The following is a 17,882-nucleotide window of genomic DNA, read 5'->3' as shown; positions in this document are numbered from 1 at the left end:
TGATGGATTGATGCAGGACTGCGCACAGCCCGATCTGTGGCCGGGTATGGCCGTGTGTGTTTAGCGTTGATGCTCTTCTGCAAGCGCTATCAATAAGGCGTCAGGTTGGTTCGGTGCATGAAGCAGGCTGAGCTTCAGTTGCATCGAAGTGTGCTGATCGGCATGCCCCGTCGAGTCGGTTGTGGCTACTTCGAACACCACAAAGGGTGCGTTTGGATGGGCCAGATGAGCTCTAAAGGCTGCGCGCAATACGTTGCTCAATCTATCGATTTGCAGCTTCTCAGGATGACTTGAGCCATTGAGCAGTACTGCACGTTGCCAAGCGTCTGGAGTGAACACGACGGGCAAGCTCAGGGCGTTCAACGCATCGGATGTGAGTGAGTCGGACATGGTGTACCTCCGTTGAACGCGCGAAGAAACCTGTCCCGTAGGGGAGGAATTCCCGCAATGGGTTGAAGAAAAGAAGAGGGTTTAGGACGAGCAGAGCTCGAAAGGTGCTCGGAAGAGCAGTGGGCGTTCATCACCGTATGAAACGATGACCGTGCGAGCTGCCGAACGCAATCGCACTTGGGGGAACCATCACTGGAGTGACGTAGCTTTGAAGGCTCTGGCTACCTGGGAAGGCGCTGTCGATAACAGCGATCCGTATCCTCTATGTAGCTGGATGATTTGCATGGGTCAACGGCCATAGCGGCGCTGCTGCAAGAGGTGCGTCTTCTGTCTTCCAGTGAAGAGTTTTCGAGCGACCAAGCTGATAAACGGTTAAGCATGGGCGGTTTTCAGTAGTAGGCTGTAATCTCGATTCCCACAGGAATACGCTTAGAAGAGGGCGCAATCATGCCGGCTCAGCAGCCCGTACAGATTTCCCGCGCATACCGCTGGGCATATGCATGCGGTATGTCGGCAGAACGTGGTTATCGCAAGGTGAAGGAATTTGAATTTCGTGTGGCCAAGCGTGCTGTGGCGGCAGGAATGCCCGCAGGTGGGCTATTGGTTCGTGGGAGCTTTCTGGTTGCGAAGCTGGTTCTAATCCTAGGGATGCTCTTTATCGGTTTCTGGCTGGTCGCTTCTGTGTCAACGATGATTGCTGTGATTGTGTTTCTGGTGTCGAAGGCTGGTAAGAACGCGAATCTTGAAGACAATGATCCGGGACCAGATTTTTTAGGGGCCAACTCCTATCTAGGCAATTACGATGACAATGGCCATTACATTGGTCATTCCAAATCATCGAATAGCGATGTCAGATGATCCTTTTCGTTGCTCCCATCAACTGATCTGCGCCTTTGCCTGCGGCGCCATGCGCTGCCTTGCTTGCACTTCCAAGCATACCTTCAAGGCTGCTGCCAATTGAGTAGCCTGCCCAGCTCATACCCACCAGAAATAGACCTGGCAGTACCAAGAACATCGCCCCCATCACATACTCAATCACCTGCGCCGTGACCGTTCCATCCATAAATCCGGATGTGGGCAACGACAACAGCACCTGATTGGACGCCGAAACGTGGTTGTACAAGGTATCGAGCATGCTGGAGTCGACCCAGCGCGCCAACTCCCACCAGAAGGTCAGCATGTGTAGCGTGAACAGCGCGTACGTCACTGTCATGACGGTCTTTAGCTGGTAGGTACTGACCAGCAAAATCAGCGGCAAGCTGATGGTGACGCCCATGATCAGGAAAGCCTGCACCATCGGCAGGGCAGCGCGTAGCGCATTCATCGCCGGGAAATTGCTGAAGGAACCGAGGGCCAGCCCAGTGTTGGTCGCCAGGTTATTGAGCCCTTGATTGATCGAGCCGCCGCGGGCACTGGAGCCATAGTCCTGATACACCTGTCCGGGCGACATGGACATCGATTGCTGACGTGGACTGACCAGCTCACGCAGGGTGGCATCCTCGATCTCGTTGCTCGAATGACCAGTCAACCAACCTTGCAACTGAGTCAAAAGCGAAGGGTCGAGCTGCTCAATTAAGCGATCGCGTAGCCCGATCCCACTGTCGCTCCACCACTGTTTGCAGGTGGGATACCCCGCACCATTCTCCAGCCGCGGCAATGAAGTGTCGCGGCTTTCGTCATACGACCAGCTGACTCGCGGGGTGCGTGAGCGATCGGTGTCGTAATAGCCAGGCGTGTCTAGAAAATAGCTTGAGCCGATCCAGGATGCGTCGTGACTTTGTGCCTTGTCCAACTGCGGGCGGTTGGTGAACAGCCGAGAGCGAGAATAGCCATAGCAGTCACGAGTGAAGTCGGCGACTTCCTGCAGCAGCACATGGCTATCGATGCGAGAGCTGTCGATCTCCATACGCATCTGCCGGATGTCTGGCGCGCAGGGGACAGAGGCAGTGGCCGCGGCGGTTACGCCTTTGCTCAAGGCATGCACCAGAAACCACCATATCGGGACGTTGGCAGAGCGCTCGCCGATGGTATTAAAGGTGGTCCCCCAGGCAGTTTCTGCTGGCTTGGCCACGCTGACACCGCAGCGCTGACTCGCCGCATCATCGAACGCCATCGAGGCGAGGCTCAACGGAAAGACCGGCGCGCAACCGAACAACACGACTATGTAGGCCAGCCACAAGCGGTTCTCGATCCGCGGTACCGACAGTAGTCCTTTGTTGCCTTCATCTGCGCCTTGCTGACGTGCCGACAGCCACTCCTGCAAGACGATTGCACCGAAGGGCGCGGCGAACAGCCCCGTGTCGGACAGGACGCTCCAAACCCCATTGTTGATGATCCAGCCCAGCAGCGAGAGGTAAAACTCCAGGTAGCTGTTGGTGCTCATGAGCATGGTGGTGACCTCACAGTCGGGTGAGCTCGACGCAGGTAAGGAGTACGAGCCCTAATATGCCGATGCGTTTGACGCGGAGTCGATCTGGTGGTCGTTGTCGGTAGCGCCGAAGCAAATCCCACCAGAGCGCAAAGAGGACACCGTAGAGCAGGGCACGCCAGCACTGTAGATAGGGCCGTGCGGATTCGAATGCCTGCTGCCAGGTCTCGAAGCTACTCAGCGCAGTGCTACCGAGCCAGGCGACCAGTGTGGCGGTCAGGATCATCACCGCGGCAATCACCAGATTCGAAAGCAATGTGAATAGGAATGAGCGATTCATGACTTACTTGCGCCTGGCGTCGGCATCATTGAGTCGGCTCGGCTCGGGGTCACCTTGCTCCACGGTACGGGAGGCATCGGCACCGCCGGCATGCCGATCGAGCACCAGGCTCGCGGTATTGGTGGCGAGCATCTGCCGGACCTGTAGTTCGGTCTGCAACAGGCGAATTTCGCGCTCCAGTACCTCGATGTTTTTCGTCAAGGCAGTTTGGGCCGGCTCGGCGGAGGCGATGTTCGGTTCGTGACTGCCCGCCAGCAGCGTGCGCAGCAACAGGAGCGCCTTGTCGAGTACGCTGGACAAGGCCGTCTCACTGGCCAGACGCCGTGCCAACAGATCTTGGTCGGGGTCATCCCGCAGGGCTTCGATCACACCGCGAGTTACCGGCAGCATTGGGCTGGAAGCTTTAGCCAGATTGTCTGGAGTAGTAGACAGTGAGCCGGACAGCAGCCCCTGCAAGGCCTTGAGGCGTTCGCTGTAGGCCTCCTGAATCAGCGGCGTCAATCCGCTGCCAGCGGTAGCGCGCAGGGTTTCGCAGCTGTCACAGGTCGCGACTTCACTTTCACCCAACACGCGAACGGCCCATTCGGATTCCTCCTGTGGCGACACCCACGTCTGGCAAATGGCTCCTCCCAAACAATCGGTGCTACTGATCAACGTACTGTCATCCACCGTCCGGTTATGCAGCAGGTTGTAGCCCGCGCGAACTACGTCGGAGGTCACTCGAATGGGTGTTTGCCCATTCCCACCAGCCTTAGAACCACCAACCCAGGAGACTCCATTATTGCCGTTACGGGCCTCGGTATTTTTCACCGCAGCCACCGCATCACCGCCGGTTTGCTCCAGATTGCCCTGCATCTCTTGGTTCTTGGCCAGCGCGCCCCAACCGGCTTGACCGACCTTGTCCGCCATCTTTTCGGCCATGGCCTGGCAGGTCAGTTTGGAGCGGTCGAAGTCGATGCGGCCTTGCATCACCCCATTACTCAGCAACTCATAGAGGCCGGGATTGGCGCGCTGGATGATCAACGCTGGTAGTGACATCACCGCTTGGGTCGCGTTCTGCACAATGCTGCCCATGATCTGCTGAAAGCCTTCGGTAGCGCCGTTCAGCTGGTTTTGCAGGGTGTTGGTGAGGCTCATGTTTCCGCACATCATGTTTGCTCGCCAGGACCCGCCGACGCCGAGACCGCTGGGCCGGTAGAGCGAGCTCGGTGAGCCCACTGCGGAGCCGCCACCGATGGTGTACATCACTCGATCGTCGAGTACTCCGCCTTGAGTGCCCAGGCGGTAATCGTCCTCGGCGGCGTGGGCATGAGCAGCCATGAAAAGCAGTTCACAGAGCAACAGACCTATCACGCCCAACCAGGGCCGTGCGAGAAGCTGGCTCATGAAGCACCTCCTTCGAAGTCGATGCTGAACAGAAAGGTCTGGCCCTCTCGTTTGCAGCAGCTATAGGGACGCCACAGTGACCAGGCGTAGCCGCCGTCCGCGCTCTGTACCGGATCGCTGGGGAAGATGGCGCAGGTGGGTTGAACCTGGGGATAGAGCAGTTGCCATTTGTGAGTCGATGCGTCGTTTTCAACGATCGGGCCGGGTGGCCAGTAGCCGTCGCGTGGTATGGGTAGGAGCGGTAAGTACGCATGCGGCTGTCCGTTGCGGGTAATCACATCGCCCGCCCGTTGCGCCATCACCGCTGAAGCTTTGAAGTCATCGGCCTGTACCAGGAAGCCCTGACGGGGATAGACGTTCCCCCACATGTTCCCCAGCGCCTGACGGCCGACTTCGCGGATTCCCGGTATGAGGGATTCGGGGTAGAAGTTTTCCGGGATGCCATGGCGCCAGGCCAGGGAGTCCAGGGTGCTCAGGTAGTAGGGCAGGAAAGCGAAGGCACCACTGGCGCAGGCGTAGCCGGACTGCGAAGCCAGTTGCGTTGCAGCCCAGCCACCTGGGTGACCGATGCCGTCAACGTTCTTGAAGCGCGCCAGATTGTCGCGATGGGTGTTCGGCGTGATCAGGTTGCCGCCACCTTCCGCACCGCTGATGGGAGCGGATAGGGTGGTCATTTCGGTCCAGGGATTATTGCCTGTGGTGGCGTAGCTTGAGACCACCAGCTCAGGAATGAAATGACGTACCTTGGGTGAGGTTTTGACTGTACAACCGAAAGGCGTGCAGAGAAGCCAGAAACAAATGCCAACGACCCGGTATTCGAGGCAATTTGGCGAAAGCACGGAGGTCGTGATGCTGCTGGTGTCCAGCGCCACGCTCGGCCCACACGCCAGCAGTACGCTAAGTGCCAATGGTCGTAGCTTCTGGGGCGTATCTGATGGGCATACGACAGGCATGATCCAGGCTCTTTGGGGCTAATGGCCTGGACACGTTCAATGATTGAACGTACACCGTCAGTGGTAAAACTGAAGCTGGTGTCGTCGGTTTACAAGGATTTATAGGACGATGAAAGAGCTACTCAATGTCCAGCACGCGGCGAAGGGCGTCAGATTCGATGAGTAGCTGATCTGCGGTGATCTCAAAAATATTGGCGAGTTTGCACAAGACCAATAGCGACGGGTTACCTACCCCTCGTTCGATTTGACTGACATAGGTACGATCCACCTCGGCCATGAGCGCCAGTTGCTCTTGGGTAAGGTTCCTCACACTCCGTATCAAGCGGATGTTCTCCGCCAGTTGCAGGCGAAGCTGTTCGTAGTCTTGAGTCATGCGCGCAAATTGCGCTTTGAGGGACTCTCAATCCACGGGATATAGTCTACATTGGTATTGTTCTACGCCATTTGATGCTCGCGCCCGTTATTGAGCGTTCATTTGGCGCCGTTAAGATTTTCGAGGCTCGGGCTCTACGTTTAACCATAAATCAGAATTTAGGGTGTGTATGGACGAAAACTACATTTCAATTCCTGCGGCAGATGGTTGCCCAGGTCTTCTGACGCCTTGGGGCAATGAGTTTGGCCCAATGATCGAACGTGGTGTGCAATGCGCCCAAGCATGGCTCGATGCGGCCGGCGAGATTCCACTGTGGTGGGAGCTGGCGCAAATACGAAAAACCCTTCCTGTCGGTGACTGCCAGGATGCTTTTGAAGCCGGATTTCTGTTAAGAATTCAACAGCGGCTTCGAGGCGCATCGTAATAATCTATCGTTCGCTTTAGAGCGCAATCCGAATGGATTTTTCTACGCGGGCTCTATTCCTCGCGCTCTATCGATCCGCTCAGCTACCTGATACGCCGCTTCCAACTCCGAGCAGCCGTTGCTCTGCATCAGCCTCCAGCGCTCGGCTTTCTCCTCGGGCTCGGTCATGGCCAGAGCGAGATAAAGGCTGGGCGGCACGGCCCTAAACAGCGTTTCAAGCTTTTTCGAGAGTACGACCCCTTCGGTGTATTTCCCAGGCTCCTTGCTAGCGGAGAGCAACAAGGCTTTTTGCGCCGGTGTGAGCTTCTTGAAGCGAGCAATCTCCTCAATTTCCGCAGGTGGCATGTTCAAACAAATCCACCATTCGATCATGTTGAGCATGGTCTGGGCGGCAGTGGGAAAGTCGGCAAGGTTTTGCGTCGCCAACCAGAACCAAGCACCGAGCTTGCGCCACATCTTCGTTCCCTTGACAACGAATGGCGCCAACAACGGGTTCTTGGTGATGATATGACCCTCGTCGGTGACCATGATGATCGGCCGACCCAGGTACTGATCGCGCTCGGCCAGGTTGTTCACAGTGTTCATCAGACTGATGTAGCTGATGGACATCTGGGCCTCGTAGCCTTCGCGAGCGTAAGTGGCGAGATCGACAATGGTCACATCGCTTTCGGGCCAAGGCGTGCCTTCGCGATCGAACAGTTCACCCTCGAAACCCTGGCAAAATAGGTCGATGGACTCTCCCATTTCCTGGGCACGCTCACGACGTTTCTCCGGCAAGTGCGCGTCGGCGGCGACGCGCAGCAACGCGTCGCGCACGTCGCGGGTCAATACCTGGCGACCCGATGCGACACAGGTCTGTGCCGCATCGAGAATGCACTCGCGGATTAGACTGCGATCGGCTCGACTCAGGCGCGCCTCTTCCTTGGCCTCGCCGCCGGTGATCATCAGGCGGGCGGTGATTTCCAGTTCGCCGAGAACATCGCGCTGGTCTTCGCGACTGGCTACTGCCTCATCGTCCCACTCATCGATCGACAGGCTTGCTACTTGGTCCGGTTGCTCGACCAGGCGCCAGGCATCGGCGAACGGGGCGAGACTGACCAAGGCGCCAGGTTTCAATTGGACCTTGTTCACCGACAGGCCCTGTGTCGCGAAGTAGTCTCCCTGCAAGCCGAATGAGTTGCCGGCTTCGACGATAAACAGGCGAGGGCGGTACACCGCCATGACTTGCATCAGTAGGGTGACGAGGGTGGTCGACTTACCAGCGCCGGTGGGGCCGAATAACAGCAGATGGCCGTTCATGGCCCTGTCCAGACGAGACAACGGATCAAAGCTCAACGGCGAGCCGCCACGATTGAACAGGGTGACGCCCGGGTGGCCGGTGCCAGTGCTGCGACCCCAGACCGGAATGAGGTTCGCTAGGTGCTGCGCGAACATTAAACGCGTGTACCAGTTGCGTGTGTCGCGGGTCGGGTTAAAAGCCATCGGCAACCAACGCAGATAGCTGTTGCAGGCGGCAACTTCGTCGCCTTCGCGTACCGGCTGTAGCCCCGCACCCAGCAGTGCGTTGGCCAAGCTGACCGAGCGCAGGTGCAGTTGCTGCTCATCGTGACCGCGCACGTAAAACGCCAGCGTGCCACGGTACAGCTTATGCTGGCGGCCGATGATCGCGCGGGCCTCTTCAACATCCTGACGGGTCTGGGTCGAGGCCAGGTTTTCACCGATGGCTTTACGAGCCAATCGGTTTAGCTGGTCCTCAAGCACATCCTGCGGTTTGACCACCAAGGTCAGACTCATCACCGTACCGTCGGGTAACTGGTCGAACAGCGCATTCATCGCGTCGCCCTTGCGGATTTCCCCGGTGAGTTGACCAATCAAGGGGGCCCGGCGCAGTTTGTCCACCACCATGACCCGGTGGGGTTGATCGTCGAAAAACCAGAGTCCGCGCTGCACATCCGAACGTGGCTCACTGAAAAAGAGCCGTTCGGCGAAGTCGTGATCGAAAGGTAGTTCCAGTGACTCGCCGTCGCTTGGCTCCGGATAGGCTACGCGGCGGTAGAACTCCTCGGGTGCTTCATCGGTGAGCCTGGGAGCCGGGTTGAACCAGGGCACTAACCAGGCATACAGACCTCGGCCATCGACTCTCGTCGATTGCACCCCGCATGCTTGCAGCGACGCACCAATTCGTTCGCAAGCCTGTTGCAGGGATTGCGCCGGTGTAAGTCCCATTTCCTCAGCGTCAGACTCAAGCCAGCGATAGACCACCAAACGCACCCGCCGATTGTTACCGCGCCAAGGTAGGCGCGTCACCACTTGGTCTTCAAACAAACCGCCAGGCTTGGCGATGGCCTTCAGATGACGGCGGCTGTGCTCCAAATACGCCTCGGTGAAGAGGGTGCCTTGCGCGCTGTGCTGAATATACTCGGTAAGCCGGGTCAGGTATGGACTGAAGTCGTTGTCGTCCTGGCAGAAAAACTGCACCACCCAGGGAGCCTGATCCAACTCGTCAAAACTGTCCTGCAATGCGTCCTCGAGGGCGTCGCGGGCGGCCATCAGCCAATCGGGTTCGCGCCCTTCGGTGCCGATCGGCAGCAACTCAAACACCGCGCCCACCGAACGATTGTCATCGAGCAGAAAACACTGCTCGGTGTCGAGGTACTCGACCCACGGCAGGTGATCGGTGAAGCTGGGATTGTGAGCATACAGTGCTGCTTCATCGGCCAAGGTGGCGCGCGGGCGCAATGGATGGCGCCAGGCTTTCCACGCGGCGGTGCGGTTCGAATCGCCGGTACGCACTACAGGTCTTCCTGACGTTCACCAGGTAATGCGTACTGCACGCGTTGGTAGAACGGAAAGACGGTCGAGTAACCGGGGACTGGTGCCTGCTCGGTACCACTCAAGTGCGGATACACGTACAGCACCAGATCGGGATTGGGTAGGCGAGGGAATAGGTTGCGGATCTCGTTCGCTGCGGTGCGAGTGTATGGTTCCTCGGGGGAAGCGGAGAACTCTGTATGAGCCAACGGGCGACATAGCTGTTGCCGGGCATCCAGCAATTGCTGCTGAGTGCCTTGCGAACCGGTGCCGTTCCAGATGTCCAGCATGGTTTGCTCGCCATGAGGCAGCAATGTGTCCTTGTCGCTGGAACACCCTGCCAGGAGCAGGCAGAGCACACTAATCGAGGTCAGACAGAGAAGCTTGGTCTTTTGCATGGCGAACGCTCCGGCCCTTGGGCTCGTAGTCGATGGTGATCTCATGTTCGAGGTGCAGCGCGACCTGTGCGGCCGGTGGCACGTACACGGCAGCAAAGGCTTCGCCATACAGCTTGTTGACCCACTCACGGATGTCGCTGACCCCACTGCTGAGAACTGAATTCAGCGCGCTGTTGCCACTGCTGCTGGTGACTCCGAGTGCACTGCCGCCCGAGCTGATCACGCTGCTGCTGTTCTGTTCCTTGTCGAGCAGAGCGGCGACACCCGCGCCGGCCGCGGTGATCAGACTCTGGCTGCCGAGGTACTGTTGGGCGTTCGAGCGGCGCTCGCCGGCAATGCACGGAATTCCGTACGGGTCGGATAGATAACCAAGTCCACCGCGAATTTTGTCCGTGTTTGTACTCTGGGTGGTGGAGGCGTTGCGACTGGTTACCGCCTTCGGTTGAGGCACTGTGCGGATGGTGCCATCAGTAAACACAAAGGTAATTGATTCGACCTGACCGCGTACGCAGGACAGGGTCCAATCTCCGGACGCCGTGCCACTCATCACGGCACCCGCGACGTCCGGCAGGTCGATGCCGTTGGCCGTCAGGTTCTCCGGACCGACCAGTACCTTGAAGGGATAGGGATCATTCACGGTGCCGTCCACTGGGATTCTGCCAATCAGCGCGGTCATGGCGACTGAGCCCATCAGCGTGGCGTTTTCAGGAATGGTGTAGACCGGCTTCGTGCCTTCAGTACGGTCAACGGATCGCGTCAGGTCACGCTCACCCTGAGTGGCGGCTTGCAGCTGTTTCTGGCTGCGATCAACCGCATTATCTTTAAAGCCTTCCAGTGAGTTGAAGGCGGTAGGCAGACTCAGTGCGGAGGCGGTCCTGGTTGTGCCTCGGGCGCCTGTAGGCGGAGCATCCGAGGGTTCAATCCACTGCAGCGCATCACTAGCAGAATGCTGCTCTTCGAACTGAGCACCGTCGCCAGGCTCAAGCCCTAATCCGATTGGCATATCCTTGCCATTGCCGGTCAGCCCCGACATCTGCTCCTGCAATTGCGTGAGCAAACCGCGAGCCTGACGACTGTCTTGTTCCGCTTTGACTCGTGCCTCGTTGGCTTGCCGGCGACCCTCGTCGAGCTGCTGGGTCACGCTGCCAAGCGCCGACTGGATACGCGAGTCGACGCTGTTTTCCCGCTCGCGCAGACGGTTGTTTTCCGTCACCAGCGAATCGTTGTGTTTCTTCAGACCGAGCATGTCGCTGCGCATGGCCTTCACCTGTCCGACCAGGGTGGCGACCGTGTCGCGTGGGGTATCACCAGCAATGCCCAAGGATTTGGCTTGCTCGGCGGATAACTGAATACTGCTCTGGTCAACTGGGCTCGCTGGCGAGGCCGTGCTGCCACCCGCGACCCAGCTTTTCAGGATGATAAACACCACGGCCAGCAGCGCAGCCGGCACCAGCCATTTGAGCAAGGCGTTAGCCTTCATCGTCAGCACCTCGCGCGGCGGACGGGAGCGGCACGGCATGTTCGAGGCCGGCACCGCGGGTGATGAGGTAGGCAATCGTGGTGTCTTCAGCACTGCTCACAGGTCCGAGGAAAGCATGTTGAAAGGCTGCGGCGAACAACGTGGCCTGAAGCCGACGTGGGTCGAGCTGCACCGTCGCTGAACCACGATTTCGCAACTTCACCGCCGTCACCCAGTAATCACCGAGTCGCCAGGCGGCGATGGGGGTGCTGGACACGTTTTCGGTCGGCAACAAGGTAGGCAGGTCGGTGCGCAGCTTGAGGGGGACGCGGTGTACGCCGGGCAGGGACTCCACGGTGCGCAGGGGCGCGTACAGGCTTTGCGCGGCGTAGCGCGTCAAGGAGACCGGGATCGGTGTACGTTCTGGGGCAGGGACGGTGCTGGTTTCAGTCTCGGTAGCTTGCACTTGAGCATTCTTGAGAATACGCACGGGCTCCAGCGGTTGATCGCCAGGCGTGGCCGCGATATCCAGCAGGATGATCTCGCCTGTCGCGACCGACTGTAGTTGCAGTCGGGTCGGTGCAATGGTTTCCGACGCGCGCAGGTACAACGTACCGCCGGTTGATTGCACGCGCAGCTTGCCCGTCAGATTTGAGGGCACACCAACGCGAACAGCCTCATCGACAAAGACCACCCGCTCTTGATTGATCACCAGTGGAACTGCGAGGGGAAGGCGTTCCCAGTGCATTAGCTCGACGGCCTGTGTTGCAACTCCCCAGAGTGCCAATGCGACAGTGAGTCCCAGGGTAGAAAACCGCTTCATGGCTCACCTCCAGGCAGGGAAATTTTTTGCGGGGTGCCCTGATAACAGTCCAGTGCCAATCCCCACTTGTTGCGTTCGGGGTCCAGATCAAAGCGCACCACGCGTAATGGATAACGCACCACCACCCGTTTCACCGGTTCGGCGGCGTAATACTCATCGGCGTTGAGGTCGAGCTTTACCAACCAGCTGTCGCGGTCGAGTTGCTTGACCCTCAGTTCCGGATCTTCGCTGTAGCCTCGACCGAGGATTTCGTAGACGCCACGTACTCGCTGGCGCAGTTCTCCGGCGGCCTTGCGGTACTCGTAGTCGCCGTCGAGAAAGGCCTTGCAGGCGGGTGTCAGATAGGACTGCAAGCCGTAGATAGCGCGACGATAATCCTGCTCGCCATCAGAGGGCCAACGGTTGAGTTGGCCAAAGATGTACAGGGCAAAGGCATAGACATTCTCTGAGGGGATATCCCACCACTTGCGCGTGCTGCCCGAGCGCAAATCCGGTGGTACATGCACGGTCAGATCGGTCGGTGCCGAGCGCCAGCCATACCAGAGTCCGGCACAGAGCAGGGCCAGGATCACCACCGCCAGACGCAGACTGAAGATATGGGCCTGCTGGGCATCGACCTTGTTTCGAAATCGACTCATCGCTGCCACCGAGACAGGGCAGGGCGCAGTCGACGCGAACGACGGACCGTCCAGGCGCCGGAATGGAGAATCAAACTGCCGCGCCTCAGGTGCCAGCGGCTGGCCAACACCCATTCGAGCTTACGGTACAACCAAGTCTCTGGGCGGGCCCGTTTGGCCCGACGTAGTAGTGTGCCACCGGCCAATAACACCACCGCCATACTTGCGATCATGCTGGTCGGCGCCACTGCAATGGAGGCAGTAGCAATCGCCAGCGGTACACCCAGGACCAGGCCGATGAGTGCGCCAGCACCGAGTGCTATCCACATCTCATCATTGGTCAAGCCGCGCAGCACGGCGGGATCACGATTGAGTCGCTCCGGCAGAAAAACCAAGGTGCCGTCGGCAAGACGTTCGATAGTGTCGTTCATGCCAACCTCACAAGATCGCCGCGGCTTTGGTCAGGAACCAGATGATGATCACCACCAGCAGGGCGCCGATGCCAACCACCGCGCCGAGGTCTTTCCAGGTCTTGCGCTGGTTCTGAACGTCGGCATACACGGTCAGCGAGTGCCAGGCCACACCCAAGAAAGCGAGCAGGGCGATCAGCAAGCCGAGCAGGATGCCGCCGTCGTAGGCGTAGTTTTTGATCGTGTCGATCAGGCCAGAGCCTTCGCCACGGGAAGGGGCTTCCATGGTGGGGAGCTCGGCAAAAGCCAGGCTCGAACCGAGTACCAACAGCAAACCGATCAGTCGCTGGCTGGCGCGATCACACAGGTTATTTTTCAGCGGAGCAAGGCACTTGAACATGATAGCGATCTCCTGGTTTAGGAAAGGGTGAAGAACATCAAAACCAACAAGGCGAGCAGCACGCGTACAGCGCTGCCTCCAAACGCGCCAAAGCGGACGCTACCTGCTACCCAACCTCGGTATGCCGTCCACATCACCCACGCACACCAGAGCAATGCGAGAACGAGAACCAGGGACAGCCAGAGCGTCGAACTGCTATGCGCAGAAAAACCGGAGGCGTTTTGGAAGGCTGCGGTTTGAGCGTCTGTCATGCTCATGGCGATGGCTCCTGAGGAGGAGAGTCGAGACGGTAATCGCCGGTTAGATCACTGGGGTCGTGAGGTTGAGCACGGGAGGGGGATAGATAGCCCCTCACACCGAGACGAATTCGCTGGATGTCTTGAGTCAGGCGAGGGTAGTCAAAACGGTAGCGCGCGCCTGATTCTGGAGCTTCGTAACGTGATGCCTGTTGCGTCAATATTTCGAGAGTATCGAGCTGTTGGAGGAGTAAATGGAGCTTCTGCTCCTGTTCACTGCCAGCAGAGCTAGCGCCGTAAGCTACGATTAAACTAAATACAAAAAAACGCACGGGAAAGATGGGCATCATAGTTCTCTCAACGTTGATATGGCATTAAGATTAACGAGAAAGGAATGAGTGTCAGTACATAATTCGAACAGGGTGTAATCGTTTTTTTAATGATTTCTGGAGTTGTGGATGTTGGGCGAAATTAAAGAGAAGGTCGGGGCTGAAGTCGTTAATTGTCTCATGGGGCGCACGGATGAAGAGATACTAAAATTTTTTAGGTTCGCAGCGGGCTTTGCAAGGAAGTACGCTATAAGTTATGAGCTTGAAGGCCCGATGTACTTGGTGCTGGATAATAGTATTGTTCAGTCTTTTAAGCATAGGGTGAAGGATTCTAATCGTAATCTGCAAGCGTTGTCCTATGTCACTTTTACTAGGTTTGTAACAGGTTGGAGTGATCGTGAGACATATCTTGCTGTTACGCCGGCAGCCCTCTACGAGCACATGGGGCGTCGAGGCGGGATTACTAATGAAGAAGTGTTAGGTGCACTTGAGGAGTTGCAGAAGTATTTTGTTAATACTGGCTTGCGTATATCGTGGGTCGGGTTTAATTCGATGGAAGAGCTGGTAGGGAGGCTTGCAGCAATACATGCTGATGATATTTACCTGACGAATTATTTTCGGGAAATTGAGGCGCGAGATTGGAGAACGGATCTCAAGGCTCCTTTTGGCGTGAAAATTCCACTAGGCATTGCGTATCGCGAGATACCCGATAACTTGCCATTGAAGTATTTCAGTCCTTGGTATGTGAAGTTTGTTTTGGCAAGTCGAATTGAGCGTTCAATTATTCGAGACTCTCAGCATGATCCCGACGCGCGTCCGATTGGAAGCGGTGAATTGTCTGACGCTTTAGCTGATCTTAACGAGTTCAACAGAAAAGGAGCACTGTCAGGATTAGGTGATATTGATATGTTACAGATATGCGATGGGTCGAGGCAGTATCGAGATAGGGCTGGCTTTGTTTTAGTGGGACAGACATTCGACCGTGATCTGGATGAGGTACTTAGATATCGGCATTCTTACGTCGAAAGCAAGGGCGTTGAATTCGGGACTCCGCATGCAGAGCAGCAGGTAAAGGATATGGTCAATTTTATGTTTTCACGACCATTTGCTGAGCATGAAAAACGTGCTGACTGGATTCGGCCTAGGTTGAAGGATTTTGTAGATGTGATTGCCGATGGTTGCCGGTATGCAGTCAGAAAATGATAGAGGTGCTGGGGTAGTTGGTGAGGTTTTAGATGGTATTAAATATATTTCTTAAATGCCGCTGCAGTGATTGCTGTTGCCACTCCAAGTATCGCGGCACACGGTAAAAAGATAGTTAGAGGATTGAGCGGAAAGGGCAGGGAGAGATAGATTAGCCACGGTGCGACAAGCAATGGAGTTACGGCTCGTTTAGCCCGGTGATAAACAAAACTGCTTTCCCTGCCCGCACCGAACTTTCGCAGGTCCCGACGCGTCAACCCATCGACAAAACCGGTGATCATGGCCAGCATAAACAGCGGTGTCGCCAACCCAAGAATCATTAACCGTACTACGAAAGTGAAGGCGACATACACCGCCGCCAGAACAAAATCCTCAATGTCGACGTAAAGTTGATTGAGCCAGCCCCAGTAGCCGTTACCCTGGCTCGATACGCGCGCCTGCTGAGCAAAATCCGCAAAACCAGTCTTGACCAGCAACCACTCATTGAGAAAGCCCAGCCAATTGGCGATTGTTTGCCCGGGTTGCTGGATGATGAGTGACAATCTGAAATGCTCGCTTAGCCAGCCCAGCTCGCTGTTCAGCATGGCTTGGCTGTGACGCCAACCTTGATCCCCCCAGAACAGCAGCAGCCCCGCGAACTCAATCAGAATTGAGAGTAGCAACGACGCTATCAGCACTCCAATTACCCGTAGGACGAGCCTGATCGCCGATACGATCAATCCTGGACGTTGGATAGGCTGTAGAGCGTTTTGCGTAGAGGCTGTCATCGTTATCCCATTGCATCGTGCCGACGGTGTCATGACGCTTTCTGAATGTTCCTAGCCGAAACCTGGACCATTGATGAGACTTACCCCACCTGATCCAGATTGAAGTCAACGGTTGGGCCACCGCCGCTCGTACTCCACCATTCGCCCGCTTGCTGGTTGTAAGTCGCCCGCATTCGCTGAGTGAGCTCTTGCAGGTCCTTGGGCATGGCATCGTCGTTGGAGGTTTTAGGTAATGGCATCCGCACCTTCCATAACTGCCCCCCGGCCTGGAAGGAGAACATTTGCCCCTTGGGCAGGCTGACAATATGAGCAGGTTCGATCAGCGGCACGCTGGTGCTGTTGACGCGATCCTGCGAGGACGAGGTGAAGTCCGTATTAGCCTCTGGGTCGGAAGTGTCGGTGGCCCCCGACACCAGGGTCTTGGTCAGCACATTGACCTTGGGCAACTGTTGGGTAAGCAGCTCAGCGGTAGCCGTCTCACGGACGCGAAGCATCTGTAGGGTGTTGAAGTTGCCTATGACCTGGCCGGCCTTGGCTCGGTTACCAATACGCGCTTCGATATCACTCAGAGTCTGGGTATAGGCCGTCACCTGGATGCCAGCGCCACCGCCTTTGTTGATCAGCGGAATGAACTCATCGCCCATCAGCTCGTTGAACTCATCGGCGTGTAGGTTGATGGGGAGTTTTTCTGTGCTGCTACTCTCTGTGGGTAGTCCCTGATCAATGCCATGTTTGTAGATGTGCCCGGCGACCGAAACCAGGTCGGCGAACATGGAGTTGCCCACCGCAGCGGCTACCTCCGCGTCGGTCAACGCATCCAGACCGACATAGACAATGCCGCGTTTTCGAATGATCTGCATCCAGTCGAAGATCGGCCGCGGGTCGTCCAGGTCGGTGTAGTTGGGGGCCAGTAGTTGAGCGGTTTTGCCGGTGGTGAGTTTCTCCAGCAGTGGCAGTAGCGAGGCGACGATCTTGTCGAAATAGGTCCGGTCGTAACGTACTGCCGAACGCAACCCATCCAATACCGGATCGAATACGCGTTTCGCCGCCAAGTATTGCTCGATGGCGACCACGCGTTTTTCGCGCCCGACCATATGCCGAGGCGTGTTTTTCTCGTTGAGTTTGCCTTCGATCTGGACGATGACTTCCCAGGCTTTCGCGTCGGTCTTAGCGAAGAACTGCTGGGCATATTCAACGAACAGCGCGTCGATGTTGACCACATGCCGTTGGATCTGTAGATAGTCCGGACGCCGACCCAGCTCGATCAGGGCTCTTGCGATAATGTTGACGAAGCGCCAGGCGAACTCGCGAAAAGCGGCGGAGTTGCCTTCGCCGCTGAGCTGCCCAGCGATGCGCGACGCTACCTCCGATATACGTCCAAAACGTCCCACGGCGTTGTATCGGGCCGAGATCTCTGGCCAACCCAGATGGAACACGTAAAACTCTTTCTCACGACCAGCCCGTCGCGCTTCGACATACATGCGTTTGAGCAGGTCGGCATCGCCCTTGGGGTCGAATACGATCACTACCTCGTGCTCGGCGCGGTGAATATCCTGGGTGATGTACACCTCAGCCAGTCGCGTCTTGCCAACACGGGTGGTGCCCAGTACCAGGGTATGGCCAACTCGTTCGCTCAGGGGAAGGCTGACCTCCATCTCGTTTGGTTCGACACCATGCAGCAACGGTGAGCCACCTACCGGTGGCAAGGGGCGTACGGGATTGAAAATACTGTCCCAGGCCGTAACGCGCCCCATGATCGAGAGTGGGAACGGCGCATGCTCCAGACGACGCTCCAGGCCTCGTGCCAGGCGATAGCCAGTAGGTGGATCGACATAACAGGCGACGGCTGGATCCTGGGCCTCGACCAGACGTTGTGTGTGCAGGCGAGTCCAGCGAAACCCGCGCCCCATGAACAGATGTTTGCGGCTGACTGGAATCTGTCGACTGGTCAGTTCATAACGAGGTAACCGACGGATGTTGCGGCGATAGCGCAGCACATCCCAGGCCTGGCGAAATCGCACGAGCCCGAACAGCGTGTAAGCCAGCGCCGTGACTCTGCCGATTTCAGGTGACAGGGCCACGGCCCAAGGCGAAAACACGCACAACAGCGCGGCCGCGATACAGATCGCTACGGTATAAAGCTCCACTGCCGGCCGAAGCTTGGATTCCATCGCATGGTCGGCCATGGCTTAGGC

At 57.3% G+C, this 17,882-nt stretch carries 20 protein-coding genes; 3 read left to right on the top strand and 17 right to left on the bottom strand.

The genetic code is table 11. The features are described from left to right. Nucleotides 1–60: 60 nt before the first annotated feature. Nucleotides 61–390 (bottom strand): hypothetical protein, encoded by a 330-nt coding sequence (locus Q6A48_RS05470; protein WP_047739069.1) that lies wholly within the window; start codon nucleotides 388–390, stop codon nucleotides 61–63. Between the two features lie 447 nt (nucleotides 391–837). On the opposite strand from Q6A48_RS05470, the gene Q6A48_RS05465 reads away from it, so the two are divergent. Beyond that, nucleotides 838–1,248, top strand: coding sequence for a DUF3742 family protein (locus Q6A48_RS05465; RefSeq protein ID WP_047739068.1), 411 nt, complete (start codon nucleotides 838–840; stop codon nucleotides 1,246–1,248). On the opposite strand, the gene Q6A48_RS05460 is transcribed toward Q6A48_RS05465, so the two are convergent. The 5 genes from Q6A48_RS05460 to Q6A48_RS05440 all read right to left on the bottom strand — a co-directional run bounded on the left by Q6A48_RS05460 (nucleotide 1,241) and on the right by Q6A48_RS05440 (nucleotide 5,810). Then, nucleotides 1,241–2,779, bottom strand: a complete 1,539-nt coding sequence (locus tag Q6A48_RS05460; protein ID WP_047739067.1) for a conjugal transfer protein TraG N-terminal domain-containing protein — start codon at nucleotides 2,777–2,779, stop codon at nucleotides 1,241–1,243. The genes Q6A48_RS05465 and Q6A48_RS05460 overlap by 8 nt on opposite strands. A gap of 10 nt (nucleotides 2,780–2,789) precedes the next feature. Continuing rightward, entirely contained in the window at nucleotides 2,790–3,098 is a 309-nt protein-coding gene (locus tag Q6A48_RS05455) for a hypothetical protein (protein WP_047739066.1), read from the bottom strand. 3 nt (nucleotides 3,099–3,101) lie between these two features. Continuing rightward, nucleotides 3,102–4,484 (bottom strand): integrating conjugative element protein, encoded by a 1,383-nt coding sequence (locus Q6A48_RS05450; RefSeq protein ID WP_047739065.1) that lies wholly within the window; start codon nucleotides 4,482–4,484, stop codon nucleotides 3,102–3,104. Beyond that, the gene (locus Q6A48_RS05445; protein ID WP_047739064.1) at nucleotides 4,481–5,437 is read right to left on the bottom strand and encodes a TIGR03756 family integrating conjugative element protein; all 957 of its coding nucleotides are present in this window, start codon (nucleotides 5,435–5,437) and stop codon (nucleotides 4,481–4,483) included. Before Q6A48_RS05445 ends, Q6A48_RS05450 begins: the two co-directional genes overlap by 4 nt. A 118-nt stretch (nucleotides 5,438–5,555) precedes the next feature. Further along, nucleotides 5,556–5,810: a helix-turn-helix domain-containing protein gene (locus Q6A48_RS05440; protein ID WP_047739063.1), complete on the bottom strand. Its 255-nt coding sequence runs from the start codon at nucleotides 5,808–5,810 to the stop codon at nucleotides 5,556–5,558. A 169-nt stretch (nucleotides 5,811–5,979) separates the two neighbouring features. Between Q6A48_RS05440 and Q6A48_RS05435 the strand changes: the two genes are divergently transcribed. Beyond that, complete coding sequence (locus Q6A48_RS05435) at nucleotides 5,980–6,234, top strand: LasR-specific antiactivator QslA (RefSeq protein ID WP_080964373.1); 255 nt, start codon at nucleotides 5,980–5,982, stop codon at nucleotides 6,232–6,234. A 42-nt stretch (nucleotides 6,235–6,276) separates the two neighbouring features. Here Q6A48_RS05435 and Q6A48_RS05430 read toward each other — a convergent pair whose 3' ends face one another. Genes Q6A48_RS05430 through Q6A48_RS05390 form a run of 9 tightly spaced genes read right to left on the bottom strand, consistent with a single transcriptional unit; the run spans nucleotide 6,277 to nucleotide 13,735 of the window. Beyond that, complete coding sequence (locus tag Q6A48_RS05430) at nucleotides 6,277–9,027, bottom strand: conjugative transfer ATPase (protein WP_047739062.1); 2,751 nt, start codon at nucleotides 9,025–9,027, stop codon at nucleotides 6,277–6,279. Further along, entirely contained in the window at nucleotides 9,027–9,443 is a 417-nt protein-coding gene (locus Q6A48_RS05425; protein WP_047739061.1) for a TIGR03751 family conjugal transfer lipoprotein, read from the bottom strand. Before Q6A48_RS05425 ends, Q6A48_RS05430 begins: the two co-directional genes overlap by 1 nt. After that, nucleotides 9,406–10,923 (bottom strand): TIGR03752 family integrating conjugative element protein, encoded by a 1,518-nt coding sequence (locus tag Q6A48_RS05420; protein ID WP_047739060.1) that lies wholly within the window; start codon nucleotides 10,921–10,923, stop codon nucleotides 9,406–9,408. Before Q6A48_RS05420 ends, Q6A48_RS05425 begins: the two co-directional genes overlap by 38 nt. After that, on the bottom strand, nucleotides 10,913–11,725 hold the full coding sequence (locus Q6A48_RS05415; protein ID WP_047739059.1) for a TIGR03749 family integrating conjugative element protein: 813 nt from the start codon (nucleotides 11,723–11,725) through the stop codon (nucleotides 10,913–10,915). Before Q6A48_RS05415 ends, Q6A48_RS05420 begins: the two co-directional genes overlap by 11 nt. Further along, complete coding sequence (locus Q6A48_RS05410) at nucleotides 11,722–12,363, bottom strand: PFL_4703 family integrating conjugative element protein (protein ID WP_046816021.1); 642 nt, start codon at nucleotides 12,361–12,363, stop codon at nucleotides 11,722–11,724. The genes Q6A48_RS05415 and Q6A48_RS05410 overlap by 4 nt, the downstream gene beginning before the upstream one ends. After that, on the bottom strand, nucleotides 12,360–12,773 hold the full coding sequence (locus Q6A48_RS05405; protein WP_047739058.1) for a TIGR03750 family conjugal transfer protein: 414 nt from the start codon (nucleotides 12,771–12,773) through the stop codon (nucleotides 12,360–12,362). The genes Q6A48_RS05410 and Q6A48_RS05405 overlap by 4 nt, the downstream gene beginning before the upstream one ends. A gap of 7 nt (nucleotides 12,774–12,780) precedes the next feature. Continuing rightward, a complete protein-coding gene (locus Q6A48_RS05400) occupies nucleotides 12,781–13,152 on the bottom strand; it encodes a TIGR03745 family integrating conjugative element membrane protein (RefSeq protein WP_047739057.1) in 372 nt (123 codons plus the stop codon). Between the two features lie 17 nt (nucleotides 13,153–13,169). Continuing rightward, a complete protein-coding gene (locus tag Q6A48_RS05395) occupies nucleotides 13,170–13,409 on the bottom strand; it encodes a TIGR03758 family integrating conjugative element protein (RefSeq protein WP_047739056.1) in 240 nt (79 codons plus the stop codon). Further along, a complete protein-coding gene (locus tag Q6A48_RS05390) occupies nucleotides 13,406–13,735 on the bottom strand; it encodes an integrative conjugative element protein, RAQPRD family (protein ID WP_080964415.1) in 330 nt (109 codons plus the stop codon). The genes Q6A48_RS05395 and Q6A48_RS05390 overlap by 4 nt, the downstream gene beginning before the upstream one ends. Before the next feature lie 111 nt (nucleotides 13,736–13,846). On the opposite strand from Q6A48_RS05390, the gene Q6A48_RS05385 reads away from it, so the two are divergent. Continuing rightward, a complete protein-coding gene (locus Q6A48_RS05385; RefSeq protein WP_047739055.1) occupies nucleotides 13,847–14,920 on the top strand; it encodes a hypothetical protein in 1,074 nt (357 codons plus the stop codon). Between the two features lie 38 nt (nucleotides 14,921–14,958). Here the strand turns inward: Q6A48_RS05385 and Q6A48_RS05380 are convergent, their stop codons facing one another. Further along, the gene (locus tag Q6A48_RS05380; RefSeq protein ID WP_047739054.1) at nucleotides 14,959–15,687 is read right to left on the bottom strand and encodes a TIGR03747 family integrating conjugative element membrane protein; all 729 of its coding nucleotides are present in this window, start codon (nucleotides 15,685–15,687) and stop codon (nucleotides 14,959–14,961) included. Between the two features lie 80 nt (nucleotides 15,688–15,767). Next, nucleotides 15,768–17,873, bottom strand: coding sequence for a type IV conjugative transfer system coupling protein TraD (gene traD / locus Q6A48_RS05375; protein WP_047739053.1), 2,106 nt, complete (start codon nucleotides 17,871–17,873; stop codon nucleotides 15,768–15,770). Between the last annotated feature and the right edge of the window lie 9 nt (nucleotides 17,874–17,882).

The organism is Pseudomonas citrullilanati, assembly GCF_030580855.1.
Classification (GTDB): Bacteria; Pseudomonadota; Gammaproteobacteria; order Pseudomonadales; family Pseudomonadaceae; genus Aquipseudomonas; species Aquipseudomonas citrulli.
This window is presented reverse-complemented; position numbering and strand designations above follow the sequence as displayed.